The sequence below is a fragment of the Bacteroidales bacterium genome (genome assembly GCA_016709865.1).
Taxonomy (GTDB): Bacteria; Bacteroidota; Bacteroidia; order Bacteroidales; family VadinHA17; genus LD21.
The window spans coordinates 453,156-468,923 of record JADJLX010000006.1 but is presented as its reverse complement, the minus strand read 5'-3'; the positions used below and the strand labels follow the sequence as shown (position 1 = coordinate 468,923).

The window sequence follows — 15,768 nt, the reverse complement described above, 5'->3', positions numbered from 1 at the left end:
TTCATTATTCTGTTAATTCTCTGCGGAATTCTTTGAGGGCTCTGCCCATATTTGATTCCACAGTTTTTATTGAAACTGATAATTTCTCTGCAATCTCAGCATACTTCAATCCTTCAAATCTGCTCATGTAAAAAATCTGTCCGCATCTTTCAGGCAGTCTCTCAAGTATCGCTGCTATTTTAGCCTGAAGCTCTTTATACAGCAGTATGTCTGAAGGACTCTCCTGATCTTCGTGTTGACTAAGCAACATCTCCCCTGCATGACGATCCACAACTTTTTTGTGTTCTATAAAGTGCAGGCATTTGTTGTGCACCGACCTGAAAAGATAACCATTTAAAGAACTTTCAATATTTAATTTTTCTCTGTCCTGCCAGAGTCTGAAAAAAAGATCCTGTACTATTTCTTCTGCTGTATCATGATCCTTAATCAGAGTTTTTGCGTAGCGAACCAGGGAAACATAGGAGGATCGGAAAAGTAACTCAAACTGTCCTTTGTCACCATTTCGGATCCTCCCTATAATCTCAGTATCCCCAGTCATTTATTTATTTATCAAGATCGTCCCTGTCGCTGAATTTGAGTTTCCTGCTAAGTTTTCGTATTGCCGATTCTATACTCTGGTCGGGTTCAATAACGTTGTATTCACCCCAGAATTCCGGATCGGTAAAGGCTGTAACTTTCTCAGAAAATACATCTGTATACCTAATCTTTTCCTTGTTCGCAAATTTAATAACTTCTTCGGTAGTTCTGTCAGTCACTGCTATTTCTGACATTGTTGTATAATATGTGTTGAAGAGTTTTTTCTTCCAGTCTACCTTGAATTTTACTTCAGCCCTTGAGTAGGCAAAGTAATATTTGCCATCCTGTTCACGGTATTTTGTTCTGTATGTGGCTAGTTCCGGAGTAACTTCCATTCCAAGCGGCTTTTTCCTGATAAATATTGAGGAAGCGGCAGCTTTGTCAGAAAGGTTGAATCCAAACTCAACTTCGGTTATTGCATAAGAGTCCATTTCTATATAGAGGCTACCCATGAACAAAGGCATGTCAACAGATGGTTTCTGCAGGAAGTCAATAACATAATGAGGTTTGCCGTCAATTTCTATAACCCCAGTAAGCGAGTAGTTATAGTACTGCATAGCATCCTGTGTAAGAATCGATTCTGTGTTTTTAGCTATATCAAGCTGCATAACACTTACCGGTCCGCCCTGTAGTTTGAAAAGCACTGTATCCATTTTCTCCACATCAGAGCTTTTTCTTCCTTTGTATATGCGCGTACCGTCAAATCTTACATCGTTGGCATAAGGTGCTTTGAATATCTCTACAACTGCTTCTCCGATAGAAACATATGTACGATTCTTTCTTATTGTTTCCCTGTAGAAGGCGGTCATAAGGTTTGGTTCTGATGCGTAATTTTTACCAATACGGCCAATTGCTTTTTCTACAATATCAATTGGATCAAGAGGTTTTACCACTATCTCTTTTATAGGAATAGGAGCGGTTTCAAGTGAAATCACATTCTTGTAACCATTATCTCTCATATCGCTTAAAGGGATAGTTTTATTTTTATAACCAAGGAAGGAAACTTCAAGATTTTTTGCAGTAACCGGTTCCCCGATTTTAAGTGTAAACTCTCCGTCGATATTGGTTACTATAGCAACATTTGATTCCTTTACCGCAACTGTTGCAAATACAAGCGGTGTTCCGTTTTCAGCGTCAACTACTTTACCTTTTATTGTAATATAGTTTTGCTGGTCAGCTTTCCTTTTACCAAACAGATCTGCTGCAGAGAGGCTCTGTGCCGTAATGGCCAGCAGAAGCAATGCAGAGATAAGTGAAATGTGTTTAAAATTTTTCATGGCGTTAATTTATTTAAGTTAAGATTTAATTTTTTAATTACTGATACCTGGTATTCACGTTTCAAGTCTAAGACCATTAATATGATGTTTTACCCTATTATTGTTGTGGAAAATATTTTCTTATCTTACTTCTCTATTTTTCGATACCTATGATCAGGCCTTTCATTAAGTCTTCAAATTTTGTTCTGGCTGCTTACTCATATCTCGCTGGCTCAGTTACAGGAAGACCTGATATGAAAGGTATGCCCCTTGCAATTGGTGCTGAACTGACAAATAATTGCAATCTGAATTGTCCTGAATGTTCCTCAGGATCTGGACTTATGACAAGAAAAAGGGGTTATATGGACATTGAACTTTTCAAAAAGGTAATGAAAGAACTCAATCCATACCTTTTAAATACAAATCTCTATTTCCAGGGAGAACCGATGCTTCATCCCGGTTTCTTCTCCTTTCTGGAAAATAGTCGGAACACCCATACCACAGTATCAACTAACGGACATTTCTTATCTGCAGATAATTGTGATAAAATTGTGAAGTCGCGACTGGATAAGCTTATTATCTCATTGGATGGCACCGATCAGGAAACCTATTCACAATACAGAGTAAATGGGAAAATTGACAGCGTTATAAGCGGAATTGAAAGAATAGCAGAGGCCCGCGACAGAAATAAGTCGCATTTAAAAGTTGAAATTCAGTTCCTCGTTAACCGTTTGAATGAACATCAGATACCAGAGGCGGAGGAATTTGCAAAAAAGAATTATGCAGTTCTGAAGCTGAAATCGATGCAGATAAACGATAAAAAGGATATTGACAAATGGCTGCCAAAAAATGGCAGATTGAGCAGATATAGTTTAAAGAACGGGGAATATACAATCAAGAATTCTTTTCCCAATCGTTGTGCAAGGCTCTGGTTTAATCCTGTAATAACATGGGACGGAAAAGTAATACCTTGTTGTTTTGATAAGGATGCTGAGCATGTGATGGGAGATCTCGGTCAGGATTCTTTCAGGGATATATGGAACGGACCAAAATACAGGATATTCAGAAAAAGCATCCTCTCGGGACGACACATGATTGATATCTGCAGAAATTGTACATCAGGACTTATTGGCGTTAAATACTAATCTAACCGGCATCACTATGAAAACATTTAAAATCATTATGCTTTCAATTCTATCGCTGATTGTGATAGTTGTTGTTATCGGATTTTTCATTATTTCCGGTATCAGAAACGGAGCAGTTCCGAAATATAACGGGGAACTTATGTTAGCAGGTCTTGAATCGGATGTTACTGTATTCCGCGACGAAAGAGGGATGCCTCATATATATGCTGGTAATGAGCATGATCTGTACTTCGCGGTGGGATATGTTATGGCCCAGGAGAGGTTATGGTTTATGGATCTTATACGACGCGTTACAACAGGAAGATTGGCGGAAGTTATGGGAGCTGATCTCGCTGAGACTGACAAGTTTCTAAGGTGTCTTGAAATGACAGCAAAATCGAAGCTTGTTTTAAGCAATGAAGATCCGGTAATACTTTCATATATGCAGGCTTATGCTGATGGAGTAAATAAATATATTGCAGATGCGGGCAAAAAGCTTCCTCCTGAATTCAGGATTCTTGGCTATAAACCGGATCCATGGAAACTTGAGGATATCGCAAATATTATCGGCTATATGGGCTGGGACCTGGCAAAAGATAATATGACATCGGACCTGTTTTATTATCAGCTTGTTAAAAAAATAGGAGCAGAAAAAGCTCTTCAGATTATCCCTGATTTTAAGGCAGTAAGCTCAGTTGTGTTTCCCGGATTTACTCTTGATGATAAATTATTGAAAGAAGCAATTTCTATAATTTCTTCACTTGATAAGCTCGAAGCACTGGGCGCTTCCTCATTCTCAGGCAGTAATAACTGGGCATTGTCAGGAAGAAGGACAACAACAGGCAAGCCAATTCTCTCAAACGATATGCATCTTGGATTCGGATCTCCCGGAATCTGGATCCAGATGCACCAGGTAATTCCGGGAAAGTTAAATGTAACAGGAGTAGCTGTTCCCGGCGAGCCATTTATTGTTGCCGGTCATAATGAGAAGATAGCATGGGGAATGACCAATCTGATGGTCGACGACATTGATCTGTTTGCTGAGAAGATAAATCCTGAAAACCCGAACCAGTATTTCTTCAATGGAGAATGGAAGAATATGATTGTGAAGAAAGAGATTATTAAGTTGAAAGGAGGGGGGATTGATTCTGTTATAATTAAATATACGCACAGAGGTCCGGTAATTTCCGGATTCAATAATATTACCGATGCAGCGATAAGTATGCGATGGTCGGGATTTGATTACAGCGATGAAGTCAGATCAGTTTGTCTTCTTAACAGAGCAGCCGGCTGGGATGATTTTAGAAATGCACTCAGATCATTCAATTCGGTAAGCCAGAATTTTGTTTATGCTGATACCGAAGGTAATATAGGGCTGAACACAGGCGGAGGAATAGCATTAAGAAAAGGAAATGGTTCTCTAATTCGCAATGGCGAAACTGATGAATCTGACTGGAAAGGATATGTACCATTTGAGCAGCTTCCATTCAGTTTTAATCCGGCAACCGGATATGTTTCATCTGCAAATAACAGGACTGTAGATGAGAACTATCCATATTATATAAGTTCTGATTTTGCTATGCCATACCGAATTAACAGGATCAGGCAGATGATTGGTGAAAAAGAGATTTTCAGCATGGATGATTTTAAGAGGATGATCCTCGATCAGCATTCTGATTACGCCGCACTTCTTACACCATATATTTTAAAGATTGAAGAGAAGAGTCCTGCGCTTTCTCCGGGAGAAAGAAGTGCTCTGGCAGCTCTCAAAAACTGGGATTATGACATGAATGCAAATCTGGTGGCACCATCAGTATTTGAGTTTTTCAGGCCTGCCTTTGGACGGAACCTGCTTGGTGATGAGATGGGAGAACTGTATCCTTCATTATTTGGTACTGCAAGGGAGTATTATATCTATCGGATACTTACGTCAGGACCAGATGCCTGGGTGGATAATGTAAATACTAATGAAAAGGAGACCCTTGATGACATTGTTTTATTGAGTTTCAAAGATGCTGTTTCAGATCTTACAAAAAAATTTGGAGAGGATCAGGCAAAGTGGACCTGGGGTTCAATACATAAAATTACAATTGAACATCCTCTTGGTAAGGTAAAAATACTTGACCGCCTGTTCAGTCTTAATTCCGATACATACAGTGTAGGAGGCAGCAGTCATACAGTAAGTCCCTACACCTACGCAGCAGGGTTTAAGGTTAACCACGGAGCCTCAGAGAGGCATATATTCAATACAGCTGACTGGGATGAGTCTTTTACGATTACACCAACAGGAGCATCAGGAGTGCCGGCCAGTGAGTTCTACCTTTCACACACAAAAGATTATATTGAAGGTAAATTCTACAAAGATGCCTTTACAGAGAGTGCTGTAAAGGCAGCTGCGAAATATACATTAATACTGAAGTCGGGGAAGTGACCTCATCCATCGAGGTTACACCGTCATTACATCCTTCTCTTTCAATGCCATAACCTTATCGACTTTGGTATTGTAAGAGTGTGTCATTTCCTGTATTTTTTCAACGGCATCTTTTTCCATATCTTCGGGAAGACCGTCTTTAAGGAGCTGTTTCAGTTCATCGTTAGCCCATTTACGTGCATTACGGATACTTATTTTGGCTGTTTCTCCCTCGTTCCTGACCTGTTTTACAAGCTGATGTCTTCTCTCTTCTGTAAGTGGTGGTATGTTGATACGGATTACTTCACCATTATTCACTGGTGTGAGTCCGATATTGGCTGCCATAATTGCTTTCTCGATAGTGCCCAGCATATTCTTTTCCCAGGGCTGTATCATAATGGTTTTAGCATCGGGGGTATTTATATTTGAAACCTGGGTAAGCGGAGAGTTGACACCATAATAGTCAACTGTTATTCCATCGAGAAGTGCCGGATTTGATCTTCCTGCACGTAGTCTTGCGAGTTCGTGTTCAAGATGTTCCAATGCTTTGTTCATCCTGTCATTGGTCTCATCTGTAATCAGTTCAATTTCTTCGTTCATATGTTGAATGTTAGATTTTTTACTGTTAGTTATTTCACAGTACCTGGTTTAACACCTTATTTTATTACAGGCATAACAAAAATAGTAAAATAGACGGAAATTCAAAGCCTCATTTAATTTGATACTAGAGTCCCTGTTTTTTCGCCTTCTGCAAGCTTTTTCAGATTACCTGGTTTGTTCATGTCAAAGACTATCAGAGGCATATCATTGTCCCTGCACATTGTAAAAGCAGTAGAGTCCATTACTTTGAGTCTTTTAGCAATTACCTCTTCAAAGGAGATAGTGTCATATTTTTCAGCTTTCGGGTCCTTTTCCGGGTCTGATGTATAGACCCCGTCAACCCTTGTGCCTTTAAGCAGAACGTCAGCGCCAATCTCCACAGCTCTTAATGCTGCAGCTGTGTCAGTTGTGAAAAACGGGTTTCCTGTTCCGCCCGCAAGTATACATACGAAGTTGTTTTCCATCGCTTCAACTACCTTGTCGCGGTTATAAAACTCGCCCACAGGCTCCATCCTAATTGAGGTGAAGACCTTTGCTTTCCCACCCAGTCTGGTTATTGCGCTTTCAATAGCCAGACTGTTAATTATTGTTGCCAGCATGCCCATCTGATCGCCTTTCACCCTGTCGAATCCCGATTCTGTTCCGCTCATGCCCCGGAAGATATTACCTCCTCCGATTACAATTGACACCTGGCTTCCGGTCCTTACAACATCAATGACTTCTTTCGCATATTGTTCAAGTATTGAATCGCTGATACTGTTATTGCCATTACCGGCAAGTGATTCGCCGCTTAGTTTGAGTAATATCCTTTTGTATTTCATTTTTTTGATTTCTGTCACGTAAAGATAAAAAAAAAGTGGCGCCCTGGAGCGCCACAAGAATATTGAAATATGAACCTACGTACTAGAGATTAAGGGAATAACGTTTAAATTCTGTGACAGTGAGGTCTTTGCCGAAAGACTGAAGGTACTGTCTGATAGTCATTTTGTTATCCTTTACAAAATCCTGGTTGAGGAGAGTGCTCTCCTTAAAGAATTTTGCAAGTTTTCCCTGTGCAATTTTTTCAAGCATATCTTCAGGTTTGCCATCGCGGCGAGCCTGTTCTTTACCAATTTCAATTTCCTGTGCGATAGTAGCAGGAGAAACGAAATCTTTATCAACAGCAACAGGATTCATTGCTGCAATCTGCATAGCAACATCTTTGTAAACCTGTACATCAATACCTGCTTTTGTAAAACCTACCAGGGTTGCAAGTTTGCTACCCGGGTGGATATAAGCCTGTACATGAGCAGCTTCTATCTTTTCGTAATATGCCAGTTCTATTTTTTCACCAATGATTCCAACATATTCAATGATCTTATCGCCGATCTTGCCACCATCCATAGGAAGTGATTTCAGTTCGTCAAGATTTGCTGGTTTCTTAGTTATAGCTATATCAAGAATCTTGTTCGCCAAAGCCTGAAAATCAGCATTTTTTGCAACAAAATCTGTTTCGCTGTTAAGTGTAATAACTGCTCCGAATTTTCCGTCAGGGGTTACTTTTGACAAAACAGCACCCTCTGTAGCATCCCTGTCAGCACGTTTGTTAGCCACAGCCTGACCTTTTTTACGGATTATTTCGATAGCCTTGTCGAAGTTACCTTCTGATTCTTCAAGAGCTTTCTTGCAGTCCATCATTCCGGCTAAAGTCACTCTTCTTAATTTTGCAACATCAGCAGCACTAAATTCAGCCATAATTATATTTTTAAATTTCTAATCTGTTAATTCTACTATTCTTCGGTCTCGTCAGCGATTTTGATAACATCGTCATCATCCTCTTCTGTCTCCTCTTCAACATCTGCTTCTTCCTCTTCTTCGTCCTCTTCAACAAGGGCTTCAATTATTGCAGCAGGAATATCTTTTGTTTCGAGTTCTTTTCTGATTGCTTTCTTATCTTTCTGCTGAGGTTCTTTGTCTTTTTCAAGTTTTCTTTCGCTCAGACCTTCTTCGATAGCCTGGCAAAGAATGCCAACTATTAAAGAGATTGATTTTGAAGCGTCGTCATTTGCAGGTATCGGAAATTCAATATCTGAAGGATCTGAATTTGTGTCAACCATCGCAAAAACAGGGATACCGAGTCTTTTTGCCTCTTTAACGGCAATATGTTCTTTGCTGACGTCAACGATGAAAAGTGCCGACGGCAGTCTTGTAAGGTCAATTATACTTCCAAGTGTTTTTTCAAGTTTTGCTCTCTGTCTTGTAACCTGGAGTCTTTCACGTTTCGAAAGGTTAAGAAATGTACCGTCAGTTGCCATTTTGTCTATAGACGACATTTTCTTTACTGCTTTACGGATGGTCGGGAAATTGGTAAGCATACCACCGGGCCAGCGCTCTGTAACATAAGGCATATTAACTGCTTTAACCTTCTCGGAAACAATTTCTTTTGCCTGTTTCTTTGTTGCGACAAACAGAACTTTTTTACCTGATTTGGCAATATGTTTCATTGCTGAAGCTGCCTCATCAATTTTTACCGCTGTTTTCTCAAGGTCAATGATGTGAATACCGTTACGCTCCATGAAGATATAAGGAGCCATAGCTGGATTCCATTTTCTTTTCAGGTGACCGAAATGCACACCTGCATCGAGTAATTCTTTAAAATTTGTTCTTGGCATTTTTTTTGTTTTTAAGTTTACATTCCTTCAATCAATTGCAAAGTAGCCCCGCCAACTGGCGGGAGTCTTCACAATTTAGATACTAAACCTGCATCTATAAAAGACTTATTTTAATTCCTAACGTTTACTGAACTGGAATCTTCTGCGGGCTTTTGGCTGTCCTGGTTTCTTCCTTTCAACCTCACGTGGATCGCGGGTTACAAAACCTTCTGCCTTAAGTGCGGATTTGCTTTCAGCATCAATCTGGATAAGTGCTCTGGTAATACCGAGACGAAGCGCTTCAGCCTGTCCTTTAACACCACCGCCATCAAGATTTGCATTAATATCATATTTATCAGCAACATTCAGAAGAACAAGTGGCTGAGTTACTACATACTGAAGTGTTTCAGCACCGAAATATTCTTTAAAATCCCTGCCGTTGACAGTTATTTTTCCTTTGCCATCACTTAAATATACCCGTGCTACAGCTGCTTTCCTTCTTCCAAGAGCATTGATTGATTCCATATCTTTTGCTTAAAATATATTATAGTTCAATTTGTTTTGGTTTCTGAGCTTCATGCGGATGCTTTGTTCCGACATAAACGTGCAAATTCCTGTATAAAGCACTTCCAAGTCTGTTCTTCGGAAGCATACCCTGAACAGCTTTCTTGATAAGTCCGATCGGATTCTTTTTCAAAAGAGCTTCAGCAGTAGTAAACCTCTGGCCTCCGGGAAAACCTGTGTGACGGATATAGATTTTGTCAGACCATTTTTTCCCTGTGAGCTCAACCTTATCAGCATTGATAACTATAACATTATCACCGCAATCAACGTGAGGTGTAAAGTTGGTTTTGTGTTTTCCTCTGAGCATAGAGGCCACAACCGATGCAAGTCTTCCGAGAACTTTGCCTTCAGCATCTATAATAACCCACTCCTTGTTTACAGTAGCTTTATTTGCTGATACCGTTTTATAACTTAAGGTATTCACTTGTACTTATTTTTTAATTGATACACTTATATAATGTAATTCACCCTATAATTTGGGGACTGCAAAAATACAATATATTTCATAAAAAAAAAGAATATTGAACAGATTTTATTTTTGTTACGTAAATCTGAACTACTTTTATGGTCTGTAAATGGCAATCTGACTAACAATTCTTTAGAATGGGAAGCGACAAAATATTTCTTATGCGGGCAATTGAAATTGCATCGAAAAGCATTGATTCGGGTGGAGGACCCTTTGGGGCAGTAATAGTAAAAAGCGGGAAATTGTTATCTGAAGGAAATAACAGAGTCGTCCAGACCACCGATCCGACTGCACATGCTGAAGTTCTTGCAATCAGGGAAGCGGCATCTGTTTTGGGAACACATGATCTGGATGGATGTACTCTTTACACATCATGTGAGCCATGCCCGATGTGCCTCGGTGCCATCTACTGGGCAGGTATTAAAAAAGTAATATATGCCTGCGACAGAAATGATGCGGAGGAAGCCGGCTTCAGCGATAAGCTTATTTATGAGGAAATTGTACTTGATCCGGCTGAGAGAAAAGTTTCTTTTATCAGGATGAAAGAGACCGGCGGCAAAGAGGTTTTCAGAAAGTGGAACGGGATGGAAGATAAAATTCCATATTAGATATTATGGCTCAGGGAATAAGATTAAAAAGGGAATTCTTTACCCGTGATGTTCTGGATGTGGCTCCGGATCTGCCAGGCAAAATCATTTGTATAAAACAGGCAGATGGAGAGACAGGAAGGTATGAGATTACAGAAGTAGAAGCCTACCGAGGGACTGAAGATAAAGCCTGCCATGCATCAAAAGGCAGAACTGCTAGAACAGAAATAATGTTTCAGGAAGGGGGCAGACTTTACATCTATCTTATATATGGTATGTACTGGATGCTGAATATTGTTACCGGGGTAACAAACAATCCACAGGCTGTTCTGATCAGAGGAGTTGAAAACTTAAACGGCCCGGGAGTCCTGACCCGATCGCTCAGTATTGACAAATCATTTTACGGAGAGGATCTTGTTACATCAGAAAGGATCTGGATAGAAGATGCAGGTGTAATAAGAAGTATCAAAACGAGTCCGAGAATAGGTATTGACTATGCAGGTGAGTACTGGAAGGAGAAACCCTGGCGGTATTTTGTCTGATTCTCAGTTTTTTACTGTCGCCAGCCTGAAAAGTTTGTCAAAATTCAAATGGAGGGTAATTGAAAAATCCATTCTCTTAAGGCAGGCATCATAATAAGTTTCAACGCCTGCAAGCAGGTCTATATAACTATCAGGTACAAGGTTCATAAAAATGGCATTAGTAATAATTTTACGGTCGGGAATAACAAATGTGGACAAGTTATCCATCACACTGCCGTATATCTGATTGCCATTTGGGGAAAAGTAATTATGCGACTGCCAGTAGTAGAAACCGAAATAGAATGATTTATAATCGTAATGAAGCCTGTACCAGGAAGCAGATCCATGTGTTATGCCGGAAACTGGTACACTTGGAAATTCTCCATTAAAAAACTGAACAAACTCAATCCCTGCCCGTCCATAGCTCTTATTTGCCAGATCGGCATTCACTCTTAAACCTGTTGCTATATTGAAATAGGTCTCAACATGTTCGGGGAAGTTACTTATCTGCCCGCCGAAATGTTTGAACTGCAGCTGGACAGGAATTTCGAATTGAAGAAATCCGGCCAGTTGTGATGATGTATATTTAAATGATTCACCTGTTGTAAAGATCTCCCGTGTTGAGTCGCCTTTAATTACGAAATTCTCCCAGCTTAGCCAGTTGTCGCTGAAAATATGTTCGGTTAATGATGTTACCTGAAATCCGTCTTCGGAATAGTCACTGTAGAGACGTTCACTGTTGTGCAGCGGATCAAAAAGTCTGTGTCTGTCACTTCCGGAAAGCGATCCTACAGTAAGAGAGGTGTGCTCCATTAACTTGACTGTAGCCGATACAACAGGTTTAACCCTGGAGAATTTACTTAACCCCGAATACTTTAATAAATGTGCTCCGGCCCTGAGGGTAACTGCTCTGGATGGGGTGTATACCAGTTCAGGCTGGAAAAAGAATCCGACAAGTGTATAGCCTTCAAGCCATTGTGATTTGTCAGCAAATGCCGGCAGGCTGGAGATCAGTCTGAACTTCGATGCTCCGATATTATTGAAGTATTCGTTATCCTTAAAGAAGGTCAGACTCTTTACCCTTAAAGACAGTTCTCCGTCGCTGGTAACATTCTCCTCACCTGTCTGGCCGGACATGTTACCTGAAGAAAAGCAAAGCAGGAATATAAAAGGTGTAAGAAATCTCTTCATTTTTCAGGATTTAGGCAAAAATAGCTTTTTTCTTTCAAGTTAAAATGATGTTAAATAGAATAGCTGTTGAGTACATATTATATTTTTTTACGTTCTTTGATCTCTGAAAATATCAAAAACCAATAGTTTATGGATTCATTACAGGGCAGTTACCGCCGCTGGAACAACCTCACAGGTTGGCTTCTCTTTGCAGTTTCTTCTTTAGTTTACATTCTGACTCTCGAACCGACAGTCAGTTTCTGGGATTGCGGTGAGTTCATCCTTTCTGCTTTTAAACTTCAGGTAGGCCACCCCCCGGGGGCGCCGCTATTCCTGATGATGGGCAGGGTGGCTACACTTTTTGCCGGTGGTGATACCTCAAAAGTAGCCATGATGATTAATGGCCTGTCAGCTATCTGCAGCGGATTCGCTATTATGTTCCTCTTCTGGACTATCACTCATCTTGTCAGGAGAGTTCATTCAGATGAGAAAGAACCAGATCCAAAGCATATTCCTGCTATCATCGGAAGCGGTATTATTGGTGCACTCGCATATACATTCTCAGATACATTCTGGTTCTCTGCTGTTGAAGGTGAACTTTATTCCCTGTCTTCTCTCGTAATAGCCCTTGTATTCTGGGGAATGCTAAAGTGGGAAGAAGAGGCTGATGAACCGTATGCCGGAAGATGGATTATACTCATTGCTTATGTTATGGGTCTCGGACTGGGAATTCACCGGCTCAACCTTCTGATAATTCCTGTTTTTGTTTTTGTTTATTATTTTAAGAAGTATGAGATAACAACCAAAGGGCTTCTCAAGGCATTTCTCTTTGCTGTTATGCTTCTGTTTATTATGGTGTTTGTCTTAATACCGGGGGTCTTCGAGGTAGCAGGATGGTTTGAGCTCCTGTTTGTAAATTTAATTGGATTGCCTTATAACAGCGGCCTTCTATTTTATGTCATAATAGTTTTTGCAGGTCTTAGCTATGGGATTTATTACTCATTAAAAAGCAACAGGGTAATTCTGAATTACACCCTGACTATTCTTACTGTAATAATGATCGGTTACTCATCATATGCAATGATCATGATCAGATCATCTGCAAAACCGCCGATGAACCAGAATAATCCTTCTGATGTTTTCTCTCTTTCCTATTATATAAATATGAAACAGTATGGCAGTTCGCCGAAGATTTTCGGAAACTACTATAGTGCTCCTGTTATTGATGTAAAACAGGTTGTTGCAGGTTATAATAAGGTGGGAGGCAAATATAAACCTTACTACCGGAGCGATTATACATACAGCAAGCAGTTCGAAACGATCTTTCCGCGTATGTACAGTTCAGATCCGGAACATGAGGCTCCATACAAATACTGGGGAAAAGTTACCGGTCGTAAGTATACAGTTGGTTCCGGAAAAGAAACTATTGTTTGTCCGACATTCGGGGAAAACCTGAGATACTTCTTCCGCTACCAGGTGGGATTTATGTATATGCGGTATTTCATGTGGAATTTTGTTGGCAGACAAAATGATATTCAGGGCAATGGAAATGCTATACACGGGAACTGGATAAGCGGTATAAAGTTTATCGATGAAGCAAGGCTTGGAAACCTTAAAAACCTGCCTGAGGACCTGGAAAGCAATCCGGGAAACAATAAGTATTTCTTCCTTCCTCTTCTGATAGGGCTGGCCGGGATGTTCTGGCAGTACAAAAGAAACAACTCGGGCTTCTGGCTGGTGATGGCATTTTTTATTATGACCGGGCTCGCTATTATTTTCTATCTGAATCAGTATCCGAATCAGCCAAGGGAACGTGATTATGCTTATGTCGGATCATTTTATGCATTTGCCATCTGGATAGGAATGGGATTCATGTTACTTTATGAAACACTTCAAAAGGCCCTGGGAAATAAAACTTCTCTTGCAGTTACGTTTGTTGCATTATTAGCCGCGGGACCGGTTCTCATGGCTGTACAGAACTGGGATGATCATGATCGGTCAGGTCGTTATACTGCACGCGATATAGGTGCAAACTATCTTAAATCGTGTGCTCCGAACAGTGTTCTTTTTACCTACGGAGACAACGATTCATTCCCTGTGTGGTATGTTCAGGATGTTGAACAGGTAAGAACTGATGTGCGTGTGGCTAACCTGAGTTATATTCAGGCCGGATGGTATATTGATATGATGAGGCAGAAAGCATTTGAATCTGATCCATTGCCGCTTTCATTGAGTCCTGATAAATATATGGAGGGAGTACGCGAGCAGCTACCGGTAAATAACAGGGTTGAAAAGCCTGTTAACCTGAAAGATATTGTGCAGTTTGCCGGACAGGATGACAGAAAGTATATGATGGATGTAAGCGGAAGAGGTGATTTTATGAATTTCCTTCCTGCCAGCAAGTTTATAATTGATGTTGATTCTGAGAAGGTTCTGGCAAACGGGACTGTAAAAGAATACTATAAGAATAAACTCATATCACCAATGGTGTGGGAGTATACTGATGATAACGCATTTAAGGGTGATCTGGCAATTATGGACCTGCTCTCGACAAATAAGTGGGAGCGACCGGTTTATTATTCAACCACTGTTCCTTCGACACAATATAAAGGACTTGATAAATACTTCATACAGGAAGGTCTTGCTTACAGAGTGGCTCCAGTAAAAACGGAACAGACTGAACAGGGTGAATTCGGTATGATCGATCCTTATGTGATGTTCGACAACATGATGAATAAGTTTACCTGGGGTAATGCTGAGGATCCTGCGGTATATCTTGATGAGAATAACCGCCGTATGTTCAGCAATTTCAGAAGGACATTCGGCACTCTCGGAAAGGAACTTCTTCTAAGAGGCGACACTGCAAAAGCAATTGAAGCTGTGAAACGCGGACTTGAAATTGTTCCGGTAGAGAAGATGCCGCACGACTTTTTCTCAATTGGACTTGCTGAGGTTCTGATTATGGCTGGAAAGGCAGAAGAAGGAGAGATGATTATTAATGAAATCATAAATTATTCAAAGAGCTATCTCGATTATGCAATAAGTATCGGTCCTGCTGAACGATACGGCCTTGATTATCCAACCGGGATTAATATGCAGGGATTGCTTGATATTTATAATTTGTCGATGAGGCTGAAGCTTGACTCTCTGACAAAAATTGTTGAACCCGAGATTACGAAATACTACGGCGCGTTGTACTCGGCAAAATAGAATAATATGAGGCTTTTCAGGCCCTGCTCTTTTGCACGGTGGTTTTATCCTGATGCCATATTCAGAATAAAAACAACAGAAAAAGTATTGTGGCTTACTTTCGATGATGGTCCTGATCCGGTATCAACCCCAGTGATCCTGGATATCTTGGATAAGCGAAAAGTGAAAGCTCTCTTTTTCTGCAGCGGGAGTGCAGCTGAGAAATATCCAGATCTGATAGAGCAAATAAATGCAAAAGGTCATTTAATTGGCAATCATGGGTATAGCCATCTTAATGGCTGGAGAACATCTGCTGTTAATTATTTAACAGACGTTGAGCGTGCAGCATCTAAAACATCTTCCTCATTATTCAGACCTCCTTTCGGACGTTTAAGCCTCAAACAGTATTATAAACTAAAGACAAAATATAAAATCATTTTCTGGGACATAATGCCTTATGATTTCGACATTTCATTTGGCCCAAAAAGCACACTTGAGATATTAAAAAGGAAGATGCGCAGTGGCTCCATAATTGTGCTTCATGATACTTCAAAATCAACAGTAACATTAATCCTGGATGATTTTATCAGGTTCGCAAATAATGAAGGTTATAGTTTTGAATTGATGTAGCTTTAAACTTATTATTCTTTCCATAATCTGAAAAGCCCTTTGAGT

General features: G+C 40.2%; 15 protein-coding genes. 6 read left to right on the top strand and 9 right to left on the bottom strand.

Translation table 11 applies throughout. From position 1 onward, the window contains the following. Positions 1–4: 4 nt before the first annotated feature. Both IPJ16_18270 and IPJ16_18265 read right to left on the bottom strand, forming a co-directional pair. Entirely contained in the window at positions 5–538 is a 534-nt protein-coding gene (locus IPJ16_18270; protein ID MBK7629113.1) for an RNA polymerase sigma-70 factor, read from the bottom strand. A 4-nt stretch (positions 539–542) separates the two neighbouring features. Beyond that, the gene (locus tag IPJ16_18265) at positions 543–1,853 is read right to left on the bottom strand and encodes a carboxypeptidase-like regulatory domain-containing protein (protein ID MBK7629112.1); all 1,311 of its coding nucleotides are present in this window, start codon (positions 1,851–1,853) and stop codon (positions 543–545) included. Between the two features lie 149 nt (positions 1,854–2,002). Here IPJ16_18265 and IPJ16_18260 point away from each other — a divergent pair, with 149 nt between their 5' ends. Next, a complete protein-coding gene (locus tag IPJ16_18260; GenBank protein MBK7629111.1) occupies positions 2,003–2,977 on the top strand; it encodes an SPASM domain-containing protein in 975 nt (324 codons plus the stop codon). Between the two features lie 16 nt (positions 2,978–2,993). Then, positions 2,994–5,387 (top strand): penicillin acylase family protein, encoded by a 2,394-nt coding sequence (locus IPJ16_18255; GenBank protein MBK7629110.1) that lies wholly within the window; start codon positions 2,994–2,996, stop codon positions 5,385–5,387. 15 nt (positions 5,388–5,402) lie between these two features. On the opposite strand, the gene frr is transcribed toward IPJ16_18255, so the two are convergent. From frr to rplM, 6 genes are all read right to left on the bottom strand, one after another. Beyond that, positions 5,403–5,966 (bottom strand): ribosome recycling factor, encoded by a 564-nt coding sequence (gene frr, locus IPJ16_18250; GenBank protein ID MBK7629109.1) that lies wholly within the window; start codon positions 5,964–5,966, stop codon positions 5,403–5,405. 113 nt (positions 5,967–6,079) lie between these two features. Beyond that, positions 6,080–6,787 (bottom strand): UMP kinase, encoded by a 708-nt coding sequence (locus tag IPJ16_18245; GenBank protein ID MBK7629108.1) that lies wholly within the window; start codon positions 6,785–6,787, stop codon positions 6,080–6,082. Between the two features lie 82 nt (positions 6,788–6,869). Continuing rightward, the gene (locus IPJ16_18240) at positions 6,870–7,700 is read right to left on the bottom strand and encodes an elongation factor Ts (protein MBK7629107.1); all 831 of its coding nucleotides are present in this window, start codon (positions 7,698–7,700) and stop codon (positions 6,870–6,872) included. A 35-nt stretch (positions 7,701–7,735) separates the two neighbouring features. Then, positions 7,736–8,617: a 30S ribosomal protein S2 gene (gene rpsB, locus IPJ16_18235; GenBank protein ID MBK7629106.1), complete on the bottom strand. Its 882-nt coding sequence runs from the start codon at positions 8,615–8,617 to the stop codon at positions 7,736–7,738. A gap of 117 nt (positions 8,618–8,734) precedes the next feature. Then, on the bottom strand, positions 8,735–9,121 hold the full coding sequence (rpsI, locus tag IPJ16_18230) for a 30S ribosomal protein S9 (GenBank protein MBK7629105.1): 387 nt from the start codon (positions 9,119–9,121) through the stop codon (positions 8,735–8,737). Positions 9,122–9,140: 19 nt separating this feature from the next. After that, a complete protein-coding gene (gene rplM / locus IPJ16_18225) occupies positions 9,141–9,584 on the bottom strand; it encodes a 50S ribosomal protein L13 (protein ID MBK7629104.1) in 444 nt (147 codons plus the stop codon). 179 nt (positions 9,585–9,763) lie between these two features. Here rplM and IPJ16_18220 point away from each other — a divergent pair, with 179 nt between their 5' ends. Beyond that, positions 9,764–10,234, top strand: a complete 471-nt coding sequence (locus IPJ16_18220; GenBank protein MBK7629103.1) for a nucleoside deaminase — start codon at positions 9,764–9,766, stop codon at positions 10,232–10,234. 17 nt (positions 10,235–10,251) lie between these two features. Beyond that, entirely contained in the window at positions 10,252–10,755 is a 504-nt protein-coding gene (locus IPJ16_18215) for a DNA-3-methyladenine glycosylase (protein ID MBK7629102.1), read from the top strand. Between the two features lie 3 nt (positions 10,756–10,758). Here the strand turns inward: IPJ16_18215 and IPJ16_18210 are convergent, their stop codons facing one another. Continuing rightward, complete coding sequence (locus tag IPJ16_18210; protein MBK7629101.1) at positions 10,759–11,925, bottom strand: hypothetical protein; 1,167 nt, start codon at positions 11,923–11,925, stop codon at positions 10,759–10,761. 129 nt (positions 11,926–12,054) lie between these two features. On the opposite strand from IPJ16_18210, the gene IPJ16_18205 reads away from it, so the two are divergent. Together IPJ16_18205 and IPJ16_18200 are read left to right on the top strand one after the other, a co-directional pair. Beyond that, positions 12,055–15,114, top strand: a complete 3,060-nt coding sequence (locus tag IPJ16_18205; GenBank protein MBK7629100.1) for a DUF2723 domain-containing protein — start codon at positions 12,055–12,057, stop codon at positions 15,112–15,114. Positions 15,115–15,120: 6 nt separating this feature from the next. Next, positions 15,121–15,723, top strand: a complete 603-nt coding sequence (locus tag IPJ16_18200; protein ID MBK7629099.1) for a polysaccharide deacetylase family protein — start codon at positions 15,121–15,123, stop codon at positions 15,721–15,723. The last annotated feature ends 45 nt before the right edge of the window (positions 15,724–15,768 follow it).

Excerpts from the sequence above, each read along its gene's own strand:
- frr (MBK7629109.1), bottom strand. The coding sequence starts at position 5,966 with ATGAACGAAGAAATTGAACTGATTACAGATGAGACCAATGACAGGATG.
- IPJ16_18270 (MBK7629113.1), bottom strand. The coding sequence starts at position 538 with ATGACTGGGGATACTGAGATTATAGGGAGGATCCGAAATGGTGACAAA.
- rpsI (MBK7629105.1), bottom strand. The coding sequence starts at position 9,121 with ATGGAATCAATCAATGCTCTTGGAAGAAGGAAAGCAGCTGTAGCACGG.
- IPJ16_18205 (MBK7629100.1), top strand. The coding sequence starts at position 12,055 with ATGGATTCATTACAGGGCAGTTACCGCCGCTGGAACAACCTCACAGGT.
- IPJ16_18210 (MBK7629101.1), bottom strand. The coding sequence starts at position 11,925 with ATGAAGAGATTTCTTACACCTTTTATATTCCTGCTTTGCTTTTCTTCA.
- IPJ16_18220 (MBK7629103.1), top strand. The coding sequence starts at position 9,764 with ATGGGAAGCGACAAAATATTTCTTATGCGGGCAATTGAAATTGCATCG.
- IPJ16_18245 (MBK7629108.1), bottom strand. The coding sequence starts at position 6,787 with ATGAAATACAAAAGGATATTACTCAAACTAAGCGGCGAATCACTTGCC.
- IPJ16_18240 (MBK7629107.1), bottom strand. The coding sequence starts at position 7,700 with ATGGCTGAATTTAGTGCTGCTGATGTTGCAAAATTAAGAAGAGTGACT.
- IPJ16_18200 (MBK7629099.1), top strand. The coding sequence starts at position 15,121 with ATGAGGCTTTTCAGGCCCTGCTCTTTTGCACGGTGGTTTTATCCTGAT.
- IPJ16_18265 (MBK7629112.1), bottom strand. The coding sequence starts at position 1,853 with ATGAAAAATTTTAAACACATTTCACTTATCTCTGCATTGCTTCTGCTG.
- IPJ16_18260 (MBK7629111.1), top strand. The coding sequence starts at position 2,003 with ATGATCAGGCCTTTCATTAAGTCTTCAAATTTTGTTCTGGCTGCTTAC.
- IPJ16_18255 (MBK7629110.1), top strand. The coding sequence starts at position 2,994 with ATGAAAACATTTAAAATCATTATGCTTTCAATTCTATCGCTGATTGTG.
- rpsB (MBK7629106.1), bottom strand. The coding sequence starts at position 8,617 with ATGCCAAGAACAAATTTTAAAGAATTACTCGATGCAGGTGTGCATTTC.